We start from the raw sequence: 19448 nt of genomic DNA, 5'->3' as shown, positions 1-19448 counted from the left end.
AGCCGAAGAAGCCAAGAAAGCCGAAGAAGCCAGGAAAGCTGAAGAAGCCAAGAAGGCTGAAGAAGCCAAGAAAGCTGAAGAAGCCAAGAAAGCTGAAGAATCCAAGAAAGCTGAAGAAGCCAAGAAAGCTGAAGAAGCCAAGAAAGCTGAAGAAGCCAGGAAAGCTGAAGAAGCTAAGAAAGCCAATGAGGCCAATTCAGGTCAAGGTTTTGGCGGCGAAAGCAAAGTAATGGGCAAGGCTTTGGATGGCGGTGTCTTGGTAGCGAAAAAACGTGATACCGGCGATTTGGAATATGCCAAAACCGAAGCTCCGACTGCTTCGGATAAAAACAGCGTCGTACTTGATGGTGTCGCCATTAATACCAAAGACGTTAAAGCAGGTGAGTTCACGTCGGGCGAAAGAAGTACGAACGGCGGTAAAGCCGATGCAGCACAATATGCGGTACACAGTGGCAACCTGTTGCCTGACGTTCGTTACGGCGGTGTTGCCGATGTAACCAACCTGCGTGATTTCAAACAAGCTTTATTTGTACAAGGTACTCCTGCCGGAAGCGATACTGTTGCCGCTCAAAAAGGCGAAGCCACTTATAAAGGTATCGGTTTGCATTTTGCAAACGGATTGCCGTTCAATACCAGCCTGTTAAACGAGCTTTCTAATACAAGTGCCGAGTCTAAATTGGCAAACCTGTATCCTGCCGCCAAAGCAACCGATGTTACCGCAAGAGTCAATTTCGACCAAAAAACCATCAATGTCGGCATCAACCGCTATTCCGATCAAACGGTTGGCGGTGGTAGCGGTGGCAACAGGATTGCAGGTGTCGTCAAATCCAATGCGCGCGATATGGTGGAAAATCTGTCTTTCAATGGCGATTTGCACGGCAACACCTTCTCCAACAAGCAAGGTACGATGCAAGGCGGATTCTTTGGCGCGAAGGCAGACCAACTTGCCGGTACATATAGTGCGGCAGGCAAAAACCAACGTGATGAAGACGTAGTGGCGCGCGGTGTGTTTGGTGCAAAACGCCAAGATGCGGCAGCTCAAGCAGGCGGACAGCCTGATGCGCCGGTTGCCAAACCTGATGCGCCCGTAACCAAACCTAAAGATGATGCCGCCGCAGCCGAATTGAAAAAAGGTGAAACAGGCGAGCAATACGTCTTATCGAATATCGCGGACTTGACCAAAGTCGTCATCAACGGTACGGCAATCGCTTTGTCACCTGTTACCAAAAAGCTCTATCAAACTGAATTGGGTTCGGACTACAAGTCGTTTGTTGCTTCAGGCAATTTGAGCAATGTTGTCTTCGGTGCGGCAAAACTTGCCGATAATGCCTACTCCTTGTTTGTTCAGGGCGTAATGAGTGCCTCTTTGCCGTCCGGTACGGCCAAATACGCCGGCGAGGTGTTGAATTTCCGTGCCCGCAACTTGGATGATAAGGAAAACTGGGTGGGTGATACAGGAGGCTACCGTACTACCGGTTCGTTTACCGCCGATGTCGATTTTGATGCCAAAACCATCGCCGGTAAAATCAATAGTGGTGACAGATGGTTCATGAATGAACGAGCCTTTACTGCAGATATTACAGGCAGTAGCTTTAACGGTAAATGGACTTCAGATGCACAAGGCTCTGTAACTGGCGGATTCTACGGTGACAAAGCTGCCGAAATGGCTGGGCGATACAGTTACAATGAAAAACCAGGTGATAATGGCTCTTCAAGTAACAATGCCTTCGGTGTATTCGGCGGTAAAAAACAATAACCGTCTGTTTAAGCTGAAAACAAACCGCCTGAAAGGGCGGTTTGTTTTTGATCGGATAGGATTTTCAGACGACCTTTTACGGTAACAACAATCTGGGCAATCTACCCGCTAAAAGGTCGTCTGAAAACCTTGAATCTTATTTTCAGATAATCTTTCGTTTAATAATTTAGATTGCCATTCGGAAGACTGGGAATCTCCCCTTTTTTGCCCGCGTTTCAAGTGTCTTTGATAGGCGGTAACATAGTCTGCTTTGGGGAGTCCTGCCAAGACGCCGATATGGGCTGCGGCGGATTTTGCCAAAGGTTCGAGCGTGTAGCCGCCTTCCAGTACGGAAACGATTCTGCCGGGGCAGCTTGATGCGGCTTGGATGATTTTGTGGGTTAGCCAAGCGAAATCGGCTTCGTGCAGGTTCAGACGACCTGTTTCGTCTTGTTTGTGTCCGTCGAAACCTGCGGACAGTAAGACCAGTTCGGGTTTGAATGCGGTCAGTTTGTTCAACCATTTTTCGCGTACGGTAGTGCGGAAGACGCGGCTGCCGGTGTTGGACGCGAAAGGCAGGTGCAACATATTGGCGCCGTTGGCGGAATGGTTGGTTTCGGGAAATGGGAAGAGGTCGGTTTCAAAAAGGTTCATAAACAGGACGCGCGGGTCATCTTTGAAGATTTCCGCTGTGCCGTCGCCGTAATGGACGTCGAAGTCGATGACGGCGATGCGTTGGAGTCGATATTCGGCGATGGCGTGCATGACGCCTGCGGCGACGTTGTTTAATAGGCAGAAACCGCCTGCCTTATCGCTGTGCGCGTGGTGTCCGGGTGGGCGGATGGCGCAAAAGGCGTGCCATGCTTTCTTATTCATCACCATATCTACCGCCTGAACGACAGCCCCTGCGGCGTAACGGGCGGCTTTAAGCGAACCATGGCTCATGACGGTATCGTCGTCGATGCGGTAGATTTTGTCCGGTTGGGGCTGGCAGGCTTCGAGCGAGCGCAGATATTTGCGCGGGTGAACCAAGGCGAGGCGGGTATCGCTGATTTCTTCGGCTTCGGCAGTTTGCAGATGCCGCCAAATATCCTGACGTTTGAGCTCCGCCTCGATAACGGCAGTGCGTTCGGGCGAGTCGGGATGACCTGTGCCGGGTTGGTGTTGCGCAAAAACGGGATGAGAAATCCAGACCGTACGCGCATTTTTACCCAAGAGGCGGCGTAGGCGCGTACGCAGTCGTCGAATGAGTTTTTTCATGAGGAAAAGGGCGCGGGGCTTGTCGTTGGTAGGAAGGAATCAGGTTTTAAATGTCGTTGAAAATTCATTTTCAGACGACCTGACATGATAAATATGGTTAATAAATAGGGAAAGGCTTGGAAATTTTTCAGACGACCTTTAGAATAGCTTAATTTTGCGGCTGTACCAATGCTTTTTTCTGCCGCAAGCGGTGTTTTACTTAATTTTAATCTCTTAATTTTAATCTCTTAGAAAACGGATAAGTTATGAATCAAGCAGTGTCCCAATTGGTCCCTTTCGTACTGATTATGGCGTTGGCCTACTTCCTGCTCCTACGCCCTCAAAACAAGAAATTCAAAGAACACCAAGCCATGCTTACCACTTTGAAAGTCGGCGATAAGGTTGTTTTGGTAGCAGGTTTCAGAGGCCGTATTACCAAAGTCGGCGAACAGTTTTTTACCGTGGACATCGGTCAAGGTGCAAAAATCGAAGTCGAAGTGGAACGTAACGCGATTGCCGCCAAAGCCGAGTAATTCATCTTTTCGCCAAGAGCCGCCTCGGAAAGCTGAGCGCGGCTGTTTGTCTTCATAATAAATCGAAGGTTTACCATGAACCGTTATCCTTTATGGAAATACCTGCTGATTGCGTGCACGATTTTGGTTGCTGTAGTGTATTCGCTGCCTAACCTTTTCGGTGAAACGCCCGCAGTGCAGGTATCAACCAACCGACAAGCTATCATTATTAACGAACAGACCCAGTCTAAAGTTGATGCCGCGCTGAAACAGGCAGGTATTCAGACTGACGGGATATTTATTGCGAACAACTCGCTGAAAGTGCGTTTCAAAGATACTGAAACCCAGCTTAAAGCCCGCGATGTCATCGAAAACACTTTGGGCGAGGGCTATATCACCGCACTCAACCTGTTGGCGGACAGTCCCGAATGGATGGCCAAAATCGGCGCCAACCCGATGTTCTTGGGCTTGGACTTGCGCGGCGGCGTGCATTTCACCATGCAAGTGGACATGAAAGCCGCGATGCAGAAAACGTTTGAACGTTATTCGGGCGACATCCGCCGCGAAATGCGCCGCGAAAAAATCCGTACCGGCACCATCCGTCAGATTGAAAACGGTTTGGTTGTCCCGATGCAGGACGCTGCTGATGTACAAAAAGCCATGCCTAAGCTGCGTCAGCTTTTCCCTGAGGCAAATTTGAACGCCGACGGCAATAACATCACGCTGACATTATCCGAAGAAGCGATTAACAAAGTACGCTCCGATGCGGTGAAACAAAACATCACTACTTTGCATAATCGCGTCAATGAGTTGGGCGTGGCTGAGCCTGTCATCCAGCAATCCGGCCTCGACCGTATCGTCGTACAGTTGCCGGGTGTACAAGATACAGCCAAAGCAAAAGACATCATTGGCCGTACCGCAACTTTGGAAGTGCGCATGGTGGAAGACGACCCTGTCAAAGTGCGCGAAGCTTTGGAAGGTAATGTTCCGAGCGGTTTCGAGCTGTTGTCCAGTGGTGGCGATCATCCTGAAACCTTGCTGATTAACAAACAGGTTGAATTGACCGGTGACAATATCAATGACGCGCAACCCAGTTTCGACCAAATGGGTGCGCCTGCCGTCAGTCTGAGCTTGGATAGCGCAGGCGGCAGTATTTTCGGCGAATTGACCGCCGCCAACGTCGGTAAACGCATGGCGATGGTGTTGATCGATCAAGGCAAATCCGAAGTGGTTACCGCACCGGTTATCCGTTCCGCTATTACCGGTGGACGCGTGGAAATTTCCGGCAGCATGACGCAGGCGGAAGCCAATGATACTTCCTTGTTGCTGCGTGCCGGTTCTCTCGCCGCACCGATGCAAATCGTGGAAGAGCGCACCATCGGCCCGTCTTTGGGTAAAGAAAACATTGAAAAAGGTTTCCATTCGACCTTATGGGGCTTTACCGCCGTTGCTTTGTTCATGGTGGTTTACTACCGCCTGATGGGATTCTTCTCGACCATCGCCCTGAGTACCAACATCTTGTTCTTAGTCGGTATTTTGTCTGCCATGCAGGCAACGCTGACGCTGCCCGGTATTGCCGCATTGGCGTTGACGTTGGGTATGGCGATTGACTCCAACGTATTGATTAACGAACGTATCCGCGAAGAGTTGCGCGAAGGTGTGCCGCCGCAACAGGCAATCAATCTCGGTTTCCAACACGCATGGGCAACCATCGTCGACTCCAACCTGACCTCGCTGATTGCCGGTATCGCCCTCTTGGTATTCGGTTCCGGCCCGGTCCGCGGTTTTGCCGTCGTACACTGTCTGGGTATCCTGACTTCGATGTACTCATCCGTCGTCGTCTTCCGCGCCTTAGTGAATCTTTGGTACGGACGCCGCCGCAAATTGCAGAACATTTCCATCGGCGCAGTATGGAAACCTAAAGCCGAAACAGCGGCTGGCAAGGAGTAAGACATGGAACTCTTTAAAATCAAACGCGACATCCCGTTTATGAGCTACGGCAAACTGACGACCTTTATTTCGTTGGTAACCTTCATTGCCGCCGTATTCTTCCTCATCACCAAAGGTTTGAACTTCTCCGTCGAATTTACCGGCGGTACCGTGATGGAAGTGCAATATCAGCAGGGCGTGGACGTCAATAAAACCCGTGAAAAACTCGATACCCTGAAAATGGGTGAGGTTCAAGTTCAGGCGTTGGGTACGAACAAACATATTATGATCCGCCTGCCCAACAAAGAAGGTGTAACTTCAGCGCAGCTTTCCAATCAGGTTATGGACTTGCTGAAAAAAGAGCAGCCCGACGTTACCTTGCGCCAAGTCGAATTTATCGGCCCGCAGGTCGGCGAAGAGCTGGTGACCAACGGTCTGATGGCATTAGGCTTCGTCGTAGCAGGTATCATCGTTTACCTGTCGATGCGCTTTGAATGGCGTTTCGCCGTATCCGCCATCATCGCGAATATGCACGATATCGTGATTATTTTGGGCTGCTTCGCCTTCTTCCAATGGGAATTTTCACTGACCGTGCTGGCGGGTATCCTTGCCGTATTGGGTTATTCCGTAAACGAATCCGTCGTCGTCTTCGACCGTATCCGTGAGAACTTCCGCAAACCGAGTATGCGCGGACATACCGTTCCGCAAGTCATCGACAATGCGATTACCGCCACCATGAGCCGTACCATCATCACCCACGGCTCGACCGAGGCAATGGTCGTTTCCATGCTGGTGTTCGGCGGCGCAGCGTTGCACGGTTTCTCAATGGCATTGACCATCGGCATCGTGTTCGGTATTTACTCTTCAGTCTTGGTCGCCAGCCCGCTCTTGCTGATGTTCGGCCTGAGCCGCGAAAATATCGCGAAGGAAGTGAAGAAAAAAGAAGAAGTCGTGGTCTGATGGCTATGATTGCGATTTGAAGAGGTCGTCTGAAAACTTGGCAACAGGTTTTCAGACGACTTTTTTATTTTGGGCAGTTGATTTGATAGTTGTGATGCGAATATGGCGGTATTGTTTTGACTGTATGGAAAGGAACACACTTTTCTTGTTTCAGATAGAGGAAGGGAAAGATTGGCTTAAAGGGAAGGATTCTTTGAAAGTAATCGACTGTATAAGACGGGCACTTCTATGCCGCTCTTGGTAATGAATTACACAAAATGCAAAAAAGTCGTCTGAAAATTTTCAGACGACCTCAGATTAACTTCTACGGTTAGAGTTAGAAATTAACGTTTTGCTTTTGCGGCAGGTTTTTTAGGAGCCGGTTTGCCTGCTTTGGCAGGGGCGTTGGCGACGGAGCAGTATTTGGCAACGATTTGATCAACGACTTCTTCTTTGCCGTTAACGGTCGTTTTACCGCGTACGGTTAGCATATTGCCGTCCACTTTGTCGATATTGCCCAAATTGGCACGACCTGCCACCCATGCGACGTTTCCGCCCCAGAAGGCATTAATATCGTCGCTGGAGCCGACGACGCGGAACAGGTTGGGGGTCAGTTCGTTTTTGTATTTCACTTGTGCTACAACAGGTTCGTTACCTTTGAAGCCGTACATAACGCTCAATGGGTCTTGACCGTTTTGGCCGCAGCGGTAGTGTACTTCTTTGGTGCTGTCGATAGCGTCCACTTTAACAGTTTGAGGAGTGAAAGGTTGGTTTTGTTGCGCTGCTTGTTGCGGAGCAGGAGCAGGTTGCGCAGCAGGTTTTCCTTTGGAAGAGCTGGAACATGCGGACAACGCGGCAGCGGCAATAACGGCAGAAATCAGTAACTTGGTATTTTTATTCATCGGTTTACTCCATATGAATTATTGATAAAAGTGGTGCTAAACGTTAACACAATAGCAGAGATAACATACTTTGTCTTTGGTTTAGACAAATCTTTAATAAAAGCATCAAACGGAAAAGTAAATTTACTTTTGAAAGGACATCTAAATATTTTACCCTTATATAGTTGCGGGTTTTGCTATTTCGATCAATATAAAACGGCAAGGTCGAAAAATCGGCGACGTAATGTTTCAGCAGTTTGCGCTTTTCTCCTATGAAGAGAATAATGACCTTCATCCATCATCTATACACACGAGGGCAGGCATGAATTCTTTTGCATCATTGTTAAACCATCCCGATATTTCTTTTCTTCCGATTCCAGACAGTATCAAAGTCGATAATCCGGCAACGGGCGAGACTTTGGCGTTTGTCCGCACAACCCGTTCAGACGACCTCAAACTACTGATTCAAAAGGCGGAGGACGCACAAAAAATATGGGCGGCAAAAACTGCGTTGGAGCGCGCCGATGTGTTGTGGCGTTGGTATTTTCTGATGAAGGAAAACAAAGAAGAGCTGGCGCGCATCATGACGATGGAACAGGGCAAAAGCCTGACCGAGGCACGCGGCGAGATTGATTATGCGGCTTCGTTTGTGCGCTGGTTTGCCGAAGAAGCGCGGCGGATTGACGGCGATGTGCTGACAAGCGTGAAAGCGTCGCAAAAACTGGTCGTGTTGAAACAGCCCGTCGGTGTTACCGCTGCGATTACGCCGTGGAACTTCCCGTCTGCGATGATTGCGCGCAAAGCCGCGCCTGCTTTGGCGGTGGGCTGCGCGATGATAGTCAAACCTGCGTCGCTCACGCCTTTGAGTGCGTATGCGCTGGCGCTACTGGCTTACGAAGCGGGCGTGCCGCAGGATTTGCTTCCCGTTGTCAGCGGCCGCGCTTCGGAAATCAGCCATGAATTTGCCACGAACCCGACCGTGCGCAAAATCAGCTTTACCGGTTCGACCGAAGTCGGCGCGAAAATTTTTGCCGACAGCGCGGCAGACATTAAAAAACTCAGTTTGGAACTGGGCGGCAACGCGCCGTTTATCGTGTTTGACGATGCCGATTTGGACAAAGCCGTCGAAGGCGCGCTGGCCAGCAAGTTCCGCAACAGCGGCCAGACCTGCGTCTGCACCAACCGCGTTTACGCTCAATCCGGCATTTACGACGAATTTTGCCGCAAATTAAGTGAAAAAGTGGCGACACTCAAATTGGGCAACGGCCTGGATGAAGGCGTCAACCAAGGGCCGCTGATTGAGGAAAAAGCGGTGGAGAAAGTCGAGCAGCACATTGCCGACGCGCTCTCCAAAGGCGCGGTCTGCCTGACCGGCGGCAAACGCAGCGCGTTGGGTGGAACGTTTTTCGAACCGACCGTCTTAAGCGGCGTAACGGCGCAAATGGCGGTGGCGCGTGAAGAAACCTTCGGGCCGTTGTGTCCCGTATTCCGCTTTGCAACCGAAGCCGAAGTCATCGCGGCTGCCAACGATACGGAATACGGTTTGGCGGCCTACCTCTTCACTGCCGACACCGCCCGCCAATGGCGCGTCGGCGAAGCCTTAGAATATGGCATGGTCGGCATCAATACCGGCTTAATCAGCAATGAAGCGGCACCGTTCGGCGGCGTGAAACGCAGCGGGCTGGGACGCGAAGGCAGCAAATACGGTGCGGACGAATATTTGGAATTGAAATATTTGTGTATCGATGTAGCGGATTGAGTTTGTTGATTGAAGCAATAGGTCGTCTGAAAACAAATTTCATTGAAACCTTGTTTTCAGACGACCTTTTTCATATAGTGGATTAAATTTAAATCAGGACAAGGCAACGAAGCCGCAGACAGTACAGATAGTACGGAGCCGATTCACTTGGTGCTTCAGCACCTTAGAGAATCGTTCTCTTTGAGCTAAGGCGAGGCAACGCCGTACCGGTTTAAAGTTAATCCACTATACTATCCTGCCAGCCACAGCGATACCGTATAAATCACCAGTCCGACCAGTCCGCCGACAAGCGTGCCGTTGATACGGATATATTGCAAATCCTTGCCCACGCTCAATTCCAGTTTTTCCACCATCAGGCGGCTGTCCCAGCCTTTGACTTTGTCCGCGACGAACAAAGCGGCCTTATCTTTATAACGCATCACAAAATCCCGAACCAAAAGCGAAATCCGCACATCCGCCCGCCGCATAAATTGCGGGTATGCTTGGGCTTGCGAACGCATATGATGCAGCAGCTTTTCCAGTTGCGCTTGGCACAAAGAGTCTTGTTTTTCCACATCTTCCCGCGCCCAGTCTAGAATGCCGCGCCATAAGGTCATGATTTGACGTTGCAGGGCGGGCGATTGCGCGAGCTGTTTTTTGAATTTGTCCAGGCGGCGGTGCCACAGGCGCGATGTGGTCAGGCGTTCGGTCAGTTCGTCGTATTGCACCAAGAATTGTCGGCGCAGCGCGTTATCCTGCTTGTCCGCAGTTGCCAAATAGCCGTCTATCCATGCCAACGCTTTTTCTGCCGCCCAATCATCGACTTTCTCTACCAAGGTCGATTTCACCGCCGCTTTAAGCCTGTCCCAAGTTCCGGGATTGCCACCTTCGATTTTCGCCGCCCATTCGCGCAAGTTCTGTTCCAACATTTCGCGGGTTTCCGGCGTTTTCAGCCAACGCCGAATCTGACGGAGCAGGCTTTCAAACGCTTTTTCGTGCATCCCTTGCGCTTTCAGCAGCCGCAAACCGTCGGCAAGTGCGTTGCCGATTTGTCCGCCGCTATAACGTTCTTCCAGCAGCATCGCCGTAAAACGCGCCGTCTGTTCCGGTTTGGCGATGGCAAGCAGCGTCGGAATCTGCTTGGAAAGCCAGGGCAGCCAATGCGATTTTACGTCTTCGCCGTCCAGCCATTTCAATAATTTATTGCTGGGCTGCGCTTGGTAAATGCGCATGGCGATGGGTTTGCCCTGCAAAAAATTGTGTTCGATAAACCGTCCCAATTCATCGCCGATGCGTGCCTGATTACGCGGCAAAATCGCGGTATGGGGAATCGGCAGGCCGAGGGGTCGTCTGAAAAGCGCGGTTACGGCAAACCAGTCCGCCAGCGCACCCACCATCGCCGCTTCGGCAAATGCTTTGACAAATCCCAACCAAGGATATTGGCGCACATAAACGGCGGAGGCTGCAAACAGCCCGCACGCCGCAAGCAGCAAGCCCGTCGCCCAACGCCTGCTTTTTGCCAACTTTTTGCGCGCCTCATTTAAGCGGACTTGTTCCGAAAGGGTGTGCATTTCTATTCCTGTCTTTTTTGTCTTTAGAGGGTTGCGAATAGATTGATTATTTTTTAATCAGCTAAAAATATTCAATATATTTCAAAATATTATCTAAGTTTTCCACAGAATGCACACATCAATCCGAATGCGGGTTGTGGGCAATATTTTGTATTGCCTGTTTTTTAATCATGATATTTTTATTTTGGAAAATCAAAAGGAAAGGAGAGTTGTTCACAAGCTGTTCACATGATTCTGCGGTATGGCTGTGTACAGGTTTTCAGACGACCTTTATGCCGTCCAGCCTGAAACCGAAACCCAGAGCCGCCACAAGGCCCAAGCCGCCACCGCCAACCCTGCCAACAGGCGGATGCTGCGTTTTTGCAAAAGCGTTTTCAACTGTGCCGCAAAGATACCCATCGCCAAAAGGTTGGGCAGCGTGCCGAGCGCAAAAGCCAACATATAGAAAGCGCCGTGAACCGCGCTGCCGCTGCCTAAGGCGTAAAGCGACGCGCTGTAAACCAGGCCGCACGGCAGCCAGCCCCAGAGCATCCCCACGCCGAAACAGGCTGGGACGGAACGGATGGGCAAAAGCTTGTTTAAAAACGGATTCAGCCGCTTCCATATCGGTTTGCCGATGCGTTCGATACGCGTTGCCGCCGTCGAAATCCCCGCCAGATAAAGCCCTAAAAGCAACAGCAGGATGTTTGCCGCGATATACAACCCCTGCTGCAACACACGGGTGTCATCCAAAGAAATCCCTGCCTGCCCGATCAGTCCGACTAGGAAGCCGATGAGGACATAGCTGCTTACACGTCCTAAGTTCAACAGGACAATCAATCCGAAACGGTTGAGGTTGGGCGGAAGCTGCAAGGCAAATGCGCTGCTTAACCCGCCGCACATACCGACGCAGTGGCCGCCGCCGAAAAAACCGAGCAGAAACAGAGTGAGGAAGGTAAGGTTTTCGTCCATATCAGATATATTTGAAATTGTTATCAGGCTGTTTCGTATTGTATCAACAACGGAGGAATGAGGATAAGAAAGGATGGAATAGGGGCGGATTATTGCGAATCCGTTTGGAAAGGTCGTCTGAAAATCGCTTTGTCTTGATTGGAGGCATCGGATTTTCAGACGACCTTTGGACTACTGCGTATTTGTGCAGCTTTATTTTGAGGAAAATAATTTGATTTTATTTAAAAACAAAATGTTAAATAATTTAAATATTTCTGAACAGGATACCGAAGAAGCAAGCAAATGTTTGCATATTATCGAGATTTGGTTAAAATTATCGAAAAATATATAAATAATAATCAAAATCATTATATTTATATTCAATCTGACTTGCGGCAAAACCTTTCCGAGGTCGTCTGAAAACTTTCAGACGACGCTGTCTGACATTCCGCCACACAAGGAATCCGTTATGAAGCCAGTCAAAGTCAACACCCTTGCCGCCTGCATCGCCGCCATCGGTTTTTCTCCCATCATTTATGCTGCCGATAATACGCCGACCGTCATTCTCGATCCTGTTACCGTCAAAGGCACACGCAATAAAGATGAAATCGGTAAAAGCCGAGTTTATACCCGCGAAATCGTCAACCTCTACAAAGGCAAGGAGGATGTCGAAACCTTCAAAGGCAACACCGTATCCGACCTTTTAAGCGGTATGTCCGGCGTGTACAGCGGCGACGCGCGCAACAGCGGCGCGCTGGATCCCAATATACGCGGCGTACAGGGACAGGGACGGATTCCTGTTACCATCGACGGCACCGAGCAGGCGATTACCGTCTGGCGCGGCTACGCAGGCGCAAACAACCGCAACTACGTCGACCCCAACATCATCAGCAGCGTTTCCATCGAAAAAGGCCCCTCGTTCAGCCGTGATATGAAAAGCGGCATAGGCGGCTCCGTCGCCTTGAAAACCATCGATGCCGACGATATTGTCCCCGAAGGGCAGAAATACGGATTTGAAGTGAAGGCGGAGGCTGCCAATAATTCCATCAAACAACGTGCCAATGTCTATGAAAAATCAGTCGATTATCGGACATTGGATGCGCCTGCTGTCGCACTCGGCGGTATTTGGCGGGCGATGTTGGACGATACTGACCGCGTCAGTCAGCGTTTCAGCGGACGCAATAGATTTGGGGAGAATAAAGCTTACCGCATTGCCGCCGCCACCAAGCAGGACAATTTTGATGCCATGCTTGCCTATGCCTACCGCAGTAAAGGCAATTATTTTTCCGGTAAAAAAGGTGCGGAGCGCTACGGCTATATCGGTCCTTGGACAATGGAAACGGTCAATGAATTAAACAGGCAGATTGCGGATGCCGCTGCAAGAGGCGAAAAATTTTACGGTAGTGAAGCCATGCTGGGCGCACCCGATATTGCCCGTATCGGACTTTTTTATCATCCGGGCGGAGAGGTAACCAATACTTCGCTGGAAAATAAATCATGGCTGGGCAAAACCACCTTCCGCTTGCCCAACCGCCAAACCTTGAAATTGGGGCTACGTCATACAGACTCCATTTTCGGTGAAATCATGCCCTCCCGCATCATTGGTCCGCTATTCAGTACGCCGGATAATCTGAATAAAATTGCCGAATGGCCGAGGGCATGGGTGAAACAGCGTTCCTACAATATCGATTATTCATGGAAGCCCGAAGGCAGCCGTTGGATAGATTTCGATGCGTCATTGTGGACGACCCGTACCAAATCCAAAACCAATACCGCAGGCGGTTCGCCCGGCGATGCCCTGTATGAAGACAGGACGGATGGTGCCGAACAGCTTCCAAACACCAACGGACGCTTCAATACCATAGAGGGCAATGCATACTATGCCAACAATACCCGCAACGGTTTCAACTTTTCCAACCGTATGAAATTGCACGATAAGCTGACGCTGACCCTAACGGGAGATTTCCAAAATGAAAAATTGAGATCCCGTAATGAGTTTTCAGAAGAATTAAGTCATGATGGTTTGGATAAATACAGGGAAGAAATAGAGGCATCACAATTGGCTACCAATACCGAGCTGACAAGGTTCGGCGAGCCGAGGAACGGTAGGCGCAGAGAATGGAATTTTGGTTTCAATTTCCGCTACCAGCCGATGAGCTGGCTGACTCTGACAGCAGGAGCGCGCTATACCAACTTCAAGATACAGGACGACAACGAGCGGTTGAAAACCGGATTTGACAAATACAACAATCCCTTACAAGTCAATCGAGGTGAGGTATTTGAGTTTACCCGTGTAGCAACCGAGCAGGAATATCGTGATTATCTGAATGCGGTTAACAATGACGAATTCAATGCGGCAAGAGACAGTATCGTAATAGATGATAGAGGGGTGGCAATATTAAATCCCACTCCCCATGATGACGAAAACAGACCAAGGCTGGATAAGCTGAAATACTATTGGCGTAAAGACGATAGAGGTCGTCTGAATCCTGCTGACAACCCCTGGTTTACCGTTTCCGATTTACACAGCCAAACCGTCAATCCTGCCTACGATCCAAACGATCCGGACAGTCTGCGCACAGTCCAGAAATATATGTTTATGCCTCGTAGCGACAAAATATACAGATCCCCGATTACCCCTGCTGAACTACAACGTGCCCACAAACAGGGTGGCAGCGGATGGGCTCCTGCATTCTCAGCCGTCGTCAATTTTACCGATAATGCCCGAGCCTATCTGCGCTATACCGAATCCCTACGTTTCCCCAGCATATTTGAGGGGACTTATGGCTTCTCGACTGCTGCGGGTTCATTTGCACGAATGGGATACGGTTGGCAGCCCGAACACGCCAAAAACTGGGAAGTCGGCTACATTCATGATTTAACTGGACTGTTTCCGAAAATGAAAAATGCGGATTTACGCATCAACTACTTCCGCAACAAAACCAAAAATATCATCGACAGGGACGAGAATTTTGAATTCGAGCAATTCGACAAACAAATCCGTACCGGCGTGGAATTGCAGGCGCGCTTTGATACCGGCAAATTTTTCGGTGGCGTAGGCGTATTGCGTACACTGAAAAATAAAGTCTGCGACAAATCTTTTGCCGTTTCCAGTGTACATGATTCCAGTTACTTGACTGGCGGCGGATTTATTCCTGCTCCCGAATGCAATTACGGCGGTTTGACCGACAACGGTTATCTTGCCAGTATGGTTCAGCCGCGCTGGTCGATTGATGCTGATTTGGGCGGACGCTTCTTCCGCAACAAGCTGGAAAGCGGCATCCGCTTCCATTACCACAGCCGTGTCTATCAAAACCGCCGTACCATATGGCAGGCATATTACGATCAATTAAACCGTATCAATGACTATAATCTTCAAGCGGATACAGATACCATGCGTTGGCAGCCTGTCGCCGTATGGGACGCCTATTTGCGCTACAAAATCGGCAAAAACCTGACTGCCGAACTGGTGGGCAGTAATCTGACCAACCGCTACTACCTCGACCCGATGAGCCGCTCCTATCTGCCTGCACCGGGTAGAACCATCAGGATAGGGATTACAGGTAAGTTCTAAAGTAATTTCAAATTAGGATTTCCCTATATTCGATATTGGGAAGAGGATATTTAGGGGCTTTGTCATCAAAGCAGAATACAAGTTTTAAGCACTCGAGGTCGTCTGAAAACGAATTTTCAGACGACCTCGAGGGTTTCTGTTGCATAAGCTGTCAGCTAAGGAGTCGGTTTTGTAAGAGTGCTATTTTTATCCCGAATACACGTTATAATACGAACCTTATTCCCAACCCGATTTGAGATTCTGTTTTCAGACGACCTTTAAGATAAAAGGTCGTCTGAAAACGTTTGTCCCGTCCATACGCATCCGCCGAACTATGATTCCATCCGATTTCATTGACGAGCTTCTGGCCAAAGTCGATATTGTCGATATTATCGACGAGCAGGTTCCGCTGAAGAAGGGCGGGGCGAACTATATGGCTTGTTGTCCGTTCCACAAGGAAAAGACGCCGTCGTTTTCGGTCAGTCCGACCAAGCAGTTTTATCATTGTTTCAGTTGCGGGGCGCATGGTTCGGCGATTGGTTTTGTGATGGAACATCAGGGGCTGTCGTTTCCAGAGGCGGTGCAGTTTCTGGCTGACCGTGTGGGCATGGCTGTGCCTAAAGTGCGCGGGCAGAACGATAATCCTGAAGTCCGTGCCGAACGTAAGAAAAAACAGCAGACGCTGGAGGAAACGACGGCTGCGGCGGCTGATTTTTATGCGCAACAGTTGAAATTCAATCCGGCGGCGAAAGCTTATTTAGACAAGCGCGGTTTGAGCGCGGAAGTCATCGCGCATTATGGTTTGGGCTACGCCCCCGACGGCTGGCAGCCTTTGGCGCAAGTGTTCCAACCGTATCCGAATACTGCGTTGGTGGATACGGGGATGGTGATTGACAATGAGGGGCGGCATTACGACCGCTTCCGTCATCGGATTATGTTCCCCATCCGCAATCCGCGCGGGCAGGTCATCGGTTTTGGCGGCAGGGTGTTGGACGACTCGAAGCCGAAATATTTGAATTCTCCTGATACGCCTTTGTTTGATAAGGGGAAAAACCTTTACGGATTGTATGAGGGGCGTGCCGCGGTCAAGGAAGCAGGGCGGATTTTGGTGGTCGAAGGTTATATGGACGTGGTCGCGCTGGCGCAGTTCGGCGTGGGCTACGGCGTGGCGGCTTTGGGCACGGCGACGACGGCGGAACACGTCAAAATCCTGATGCGTCAGGCGGACAGTATTTATTTCTGTTTCGACGGCGACAGCGCGGGGCGGAAGGCGGCTTGGCGCGCGTTGGAAAACGCGTTGCCGCAGTTGAAAGACGATAAATCGCTGCATTTTTTATTCCTGCCGGAAGAACACGACCCCGACAGCTACATCCGCGCCTACGGAAAAGCGCAATTTGAAGACGCGCTGTTGAATCAAAGCAAGCCCTTGTCGGAATATTTCTGGGAACATCTTTCAGACGACCTCAATCTCAATACGCAGGAAGGTAAGGCGGAATTGGTGAAAACCAGTTCGCCGCTTTTGGCGCAGATTACCGCGCCGGCATTGGCTTATTTGTTGAAACAACGGCTTAGCGAACTGGTCGGCATCGATCCCGACAATCTCGCCCAACTATTGGGGCAGGAAGCGCCGAAGCGGCACGTCAAACAAAAAAGCTACAAACTGCCTCCGATTTCCGTCAAACAGCCGGTCATGCTGACGCTGGTGCAACGGCAAATCCGCAGCCTCTTGATAAATCCGGATTGGGCTGCATATATAGACCTGCCCGATTATTTGGCATTGGACGGCGATTTCGCCTGCCTTGCCAATCTCGCCGAAACCATTAAAAGCCATGCCGCCGTACCTGCTACCGCGCAGGTTTTAGAGTATATGCGCGGTTCTCCTTACGAAGAAACCGTGAACCAAATCTTCCAATCGACACTCTATTCTGAAGAAATGGAAGGCGGAGGCGAAGAAGACCGCGAGAACTTCCAAATCGGCATGAAGAAACTCCTTAACGAGTTAAAATACAAACAAATCGAAACCCTCAAGCAGAAAAGCCTGCAATCGGGTTTGAATGAAAATGAAAAAAAACTCTTGCTGTCGCTTTTGACCGCAAAGCAAAATTGAACGAACGGCAATCCCAGCCGAATCCAGCAACCTTCAGGCCGTCAGAAAAGCATTGTCCCAAGCTGCGAACATGATGATCCCGCAGAACACCCGTTCCAAAGAGCTTTCAGACGACCTCAGCGTTACAACCCGGCAGATTGAATTTAAATCGGTTGTAACTCTGTTCCGCCTTCAGGTGCATCATGCAAACCGTCGGCACACCATCAGATCAAGAAAGTAATCCATGTCTAAAGACCAAAATCACGAAGACTATCAAGAACAGGACGACAACCGTCCGCTGACCCTCGAAGAGCAGCGCGCCCGCCTGCGCCAGCTCATCATCATGGGTAAGGAACGCGGCTACATCACTTATTCCGAAATCAACGACGCCTTGCCCGACGATATGTCAGATGCGGATCAAATCGACAACATCGTCAGCATGATTTCCGGCTTGGGCATCCAAGTAACCGAGCAGGCGCCTGACGCGGAAGACATTTTGTTGAGCGACAACGCCGCCGCCGTCACCGACGACGATGCCGTTGCCGAAGCCGAAGCCGCCTTGTCCAGCGCGGACTCCGAGTTCGGCAGAACCACCGACCCCGTGCGTATGTATATGCGCGAAATGGGGCAGGTTGACCTGCTGACCCGCGAAGACGAAATCATCATCGCCAAAAAAATCGAAAACGCCCTGAAAAACATGGTGCAGGCAATTTCCGCCTGTCCGGGCTCTATTGCCGAAATCCTCGAGCTGATCGAGCAAATCCGCAAGGATGAAATCCGCGTGGACGAAGTGGTCGAAGCCATCATCGACCCGAACGAAGTGTTGCTTAACGAATTGGGCTTGGGACACTTGGAAAGCGCGTCAAACGACGACGATTCCGGCAGCAGTGAAGAAGATGAAGCGGATGAAGACGACGATGACGACGATTCCGGCAGCGACTCCGAAGCCATGTCCGCCGCCCATCTTGCCGAGTTGAAGCAAAAAGTGCTGGAACACTTCGCCTTCATCGAAAGCGAATACGGCAAGATGATCAAAAAGCTGGAAAAACACGACAGCCGCCACCCCGATTATCTGGCACACCGCGACGCTATCGCCAATAAGCTCTTGGAAGTCCGTTTCGCCACCCGCCAAATCGAAAGCCTCAGCGGCAACCTGCGCAGCCGTGTCGAAAACATCCGCAAACTCGAACGCGAAATCCGCGACATCTGCCTTGACCGCGTCCATATGGAACGCGACTACTTCATCCAAAACTTCCTGCCCGAAATCACCAACCTGAAATGGGTGGAAGAAGAAGTCGCCAAAGGCAGGGTCTGGAGCGACGCGCTCGACCGCTTCCGCCACGCCATCCTCGAAAAACAAACCGAGTTGGCAAACATGGAAAAAGAAACCCGCATTTCCATCGAAGAGCTGAAAGAAATCAACAAAAACATGGTGTCGAGCGAAAAAGAAACCGCAGCCGCCAAGCAGGAAATGATTCAGGCAAACTTGCGTCTGGTGATTTCCATCGCCAAAAAATACACCAACCGCGGTTTGCAGTTCCTTGATTTGATTCAAGAAGGCAACATCGGCTTGATGAAGGCGGTCGATAAATTCGAATACCGCCGCGGCTACAAATTCTCTACCTACGCAACATGGTGGATCCGCCAAGCGATTACCCGCTCGATTGCCGACCAGGCGCGCACCATCCGTATTCCGGTGCACATGATTGAAACCATCAACAAGATGAACCGAATCTCCCGCCAGTATCTGCAAGAAACCGGCGAAGAGCCCGATTCTGCCAAACTTGCCGAGTTGATGGAAATGCCGGAAGACAAAATCCGCAAAATCATGAAAATCGCCAAAGAGCCGATTTCGATGGAAACCCCGATCGGTGACGACGACGATTCGCACTTGGGCGACTTCATCGAGGACGCCAACAACGTTGCCCCTGCAGACGCCGCGATGTACACCAGCCTGCACGAAGTCACCAAAGAAATCCTCGAAAGCCTCACCCCGCGCGAAGCCAAAGTCCTGCGTATGCGCTTTGGTATCGACATGAATACCGACCACACGCTCGAAGAAGTCGGCAAACAGTTTGACGTAACCCGCGAACGTATCCGTCAAATCGAAGCCAAAGCCCTGCGCAAACTGCGTCATCCGACCCGCAGCGACCGCCTCAGAAGCTTCCTCGACAGCGAAGACAGCAAACTGTAAAACAGCAAACCGCAGGTTTATCCCTGCGGTTTTTTATGGGTAAGAGGTCGTCTGAAACAGAAGTTGTACGTTTTCAGACGACCTGTTTTGTGTTCATTGCACTATGGTTAACTATAGTGGATTAAATTTAAACCAGTACGG

12 protein-coding genes and 1 pseudogene are annotated in these 19448 nt (G+C 50.4%); 9 read left to right on the top strand and 4 right to left on the bottom strand.

Annotated features, from left to right (window positions below; genetic code table 11):
* The coding region (locus HMPREF3066_RS04345) for a transferrin-binding protein-like solute binding protein (RefSeq protein ID WP_321178904.1) at nucleotides 1–1756 on the top strand (1756 nt) is incomplete at its 5' end.
* 108 nt (nucleotides 1757–1864) lie between these two features.
* Here HMPREF3066_RS04345 and HMPREF3066_RS04340 read toward each other — a convergent pair.
* On the bottom strand, nucleotides 1865–2995 hold the full coding sequence (locus HMPREF3066_RS04340) for a histone deacetylase family protein (protein ID WP_060974518.1): 1131 nt from the start codon (nucleotides 2993–2995) through the stop codon (nucleotides 1865–1867).
* 245 nt (nucleotides 2996–3240) lie between these two features.
* Between HMPREF3066_RS04340 and yajC the strand changes: the two genes are divergently transcribed.
* The 3 genes from yajC to secF all read left to right on the top strand — a co-directional run bounded on the left by yajC (nucleotide 3241) and on the right by secF (nucleotide 6375).
* The gene (gene yajC, locus HMPREF3066_RS04335; RefSeq protein WP_049226312.1) at nucleotides 3241–3507 is read left to right on the top strand and encodes a preprotein translocase subunit YajC; all 267 of its coding nucleotides are present in this window, start codon (nucleotides 3241–3243) and stop codon (nucleotides 3505–3507) included.
* 75 nt (nucleotides 3508–3582) lie between these two features.
* Complete coding sequence (gene secD, locus HMPREF3066_RS04330; protein ID WP_070440615.1) at nucleotides 3583–5436, top strand: protein translocase subunit SecD; 1854 nt, start codon at nucleotides 3583–3585, stop codon at nucleotides 5434–5436.
* Between the two features lie 3 nt (nucleotides 5437–5439).
* Nucleotides 5440–6375, top strand: coding sequence for a protein translocase subunit SecF (gene secF / locus HMPREF3066_RS04325; protein WP_060974516.1), 936 nt, complete (start codon nucleotides 5440–5442; stop codon nucleotides 6373–6375).
* 323 nt (nucleotides 6376–6698) lie between these two features.
* On the opposite strand, the gene HMPREF3066_RS04320 is transcribed toward secF, so the two are convergent.
* Nucleotides 6699–7256, bottom strand: a complete 558-nt coding sequence (locus tag HMPREF3066_RS04320) for a hypothetical protein (RefSeq protein ID WP_060974515.1) — start codon at nucleotides 7254–7256, stop codon at nucleotides 6699–6701.
* 301 nt (nucleotides 7257–7557) lie between these two features.
* Here HMPREF3066_RS04320 and HMPREF3066_RS04310 point away from each other — a divergent pair, with 301 nt between their 5' ends.
* Together HMPREF3066_RS04310 and HMPREF3066_RS13715 are read left to right on the top strand one after the other, a co-directional pair.
* Nucleotides 7558–8994 (top strand): NAD-dependent succinate-semialdehyde dehydrogenase, encoded by a 1437-nt coding sequence (locus HMPREF3066_RS04310; protein WP_060974514.1) that lies wholly within the window; start codon nucleotides 7558–7560, stop codon nucleotides 8992–8994.
* Nucleotides 8995–9067: 73 nt separating this feature from the next.
* A pseudogene (locus HMPREF3066_RS13715) lies at nucleotides 9068–9130 on the top strand (transposase); the annotation flags it as partial.
* Between the two features lie 94 nt (nucleotides 9131–9224).
* On the opposite strand, the gene HMPREF3066_RS04305 reads toward HMPREF3066_RS13715, so the two are convergent.
* Together HMPREF3066_RS04305 and HMPREF3066_RS04300 are read right to left on the bottom strand one after the other, a co-directional pair.
* Nucleotides 9225–10544 (bottom strand): DUF445 domain-containing protein, encoded by a 1320-nt coding sequence (locus HMPREF3066_RS04305; RefSeq protein ID WP_060974652.1) that lies wholly within the window; start codon nucleotides 10542–10544, stop codon nucleotides 9225–9227.
* 270 nt (nucleotides 10545–10814) lie between these two features.
* Nucleotides 10815–11495, bottom strand: coding sequence for a sulfite exporter TauE/SafE family protein (locus tag HMPREF3066_RS04300; protein WP_060974651.1), 681 nt, complete (start codon nucleotides 11493–11495; stop codon nucleotides 10815–10817).
* A gap of 448 nt (nucleotides 11496–11943) precedes the next feature.
* Here HMPREF3066_RS04300 and HMPREF3066_RS04295 point away from each other — a divergent pair, with 448 nt between their 5' ends.
* From HMPREF3066_RS04295 to rpoD, 3 genes are all read left to right on the top strand, one after another.
* Nucleotides 11944–15048, top strand: coding sequence for a TonB-dependent receptor domain-containing protein (locus HMPREF3066_RS04295; protein ID WP_070440612.1), 3105 nt, complete (start codon nucleotides 11944–11946; stop codon nucleotides 15046–15048).
* Between the two features lie 313 nt (nucleotides 15049–15361).
* Nucleotides 15362–17134: a DNA primase gene (gene dnaG, locus HMPREF3066_RS04290; protein ID WP_060974649.1), complete on the top strand. Its 1773-nt coding sequence runs from the start codon at nucleotides 15362–15364 to the stop codon at nucleotides 17132–17134.
* A gap of 223 nt (nucleotides 17135–17357) precedes the next feature.
* Nucleotides 17358–19307, top strand: a complete 1950-nt coding sequence (gene rpoD, locus HMPREF3066_RS04285) for an RNA polymerase sigma factor RpoD (protein ID WP_003764943.1) — start codon at nucleotides 17358–17360, stop codon at nucleotides 19305–19307.
* The last annotated feature ends 141 nt before the right edge of the window (nucleotides 19308–19448 follow it).

The sequence above is a fragment of the Neisseria sp. HMSC03D10 genome (assembly GCF_001807625.1).
Classification (GTDB): Bacteria; Pseudomonadota; Gammaproteobacteria; order Burkholderiales; family Neisseriaceae; genus Neisseria; species Neisseria mucosa.
Note: the sequence above shows the minus strand (reverse complement) of the source record. Positions and strands in the feature narration are given on the sequence as shown.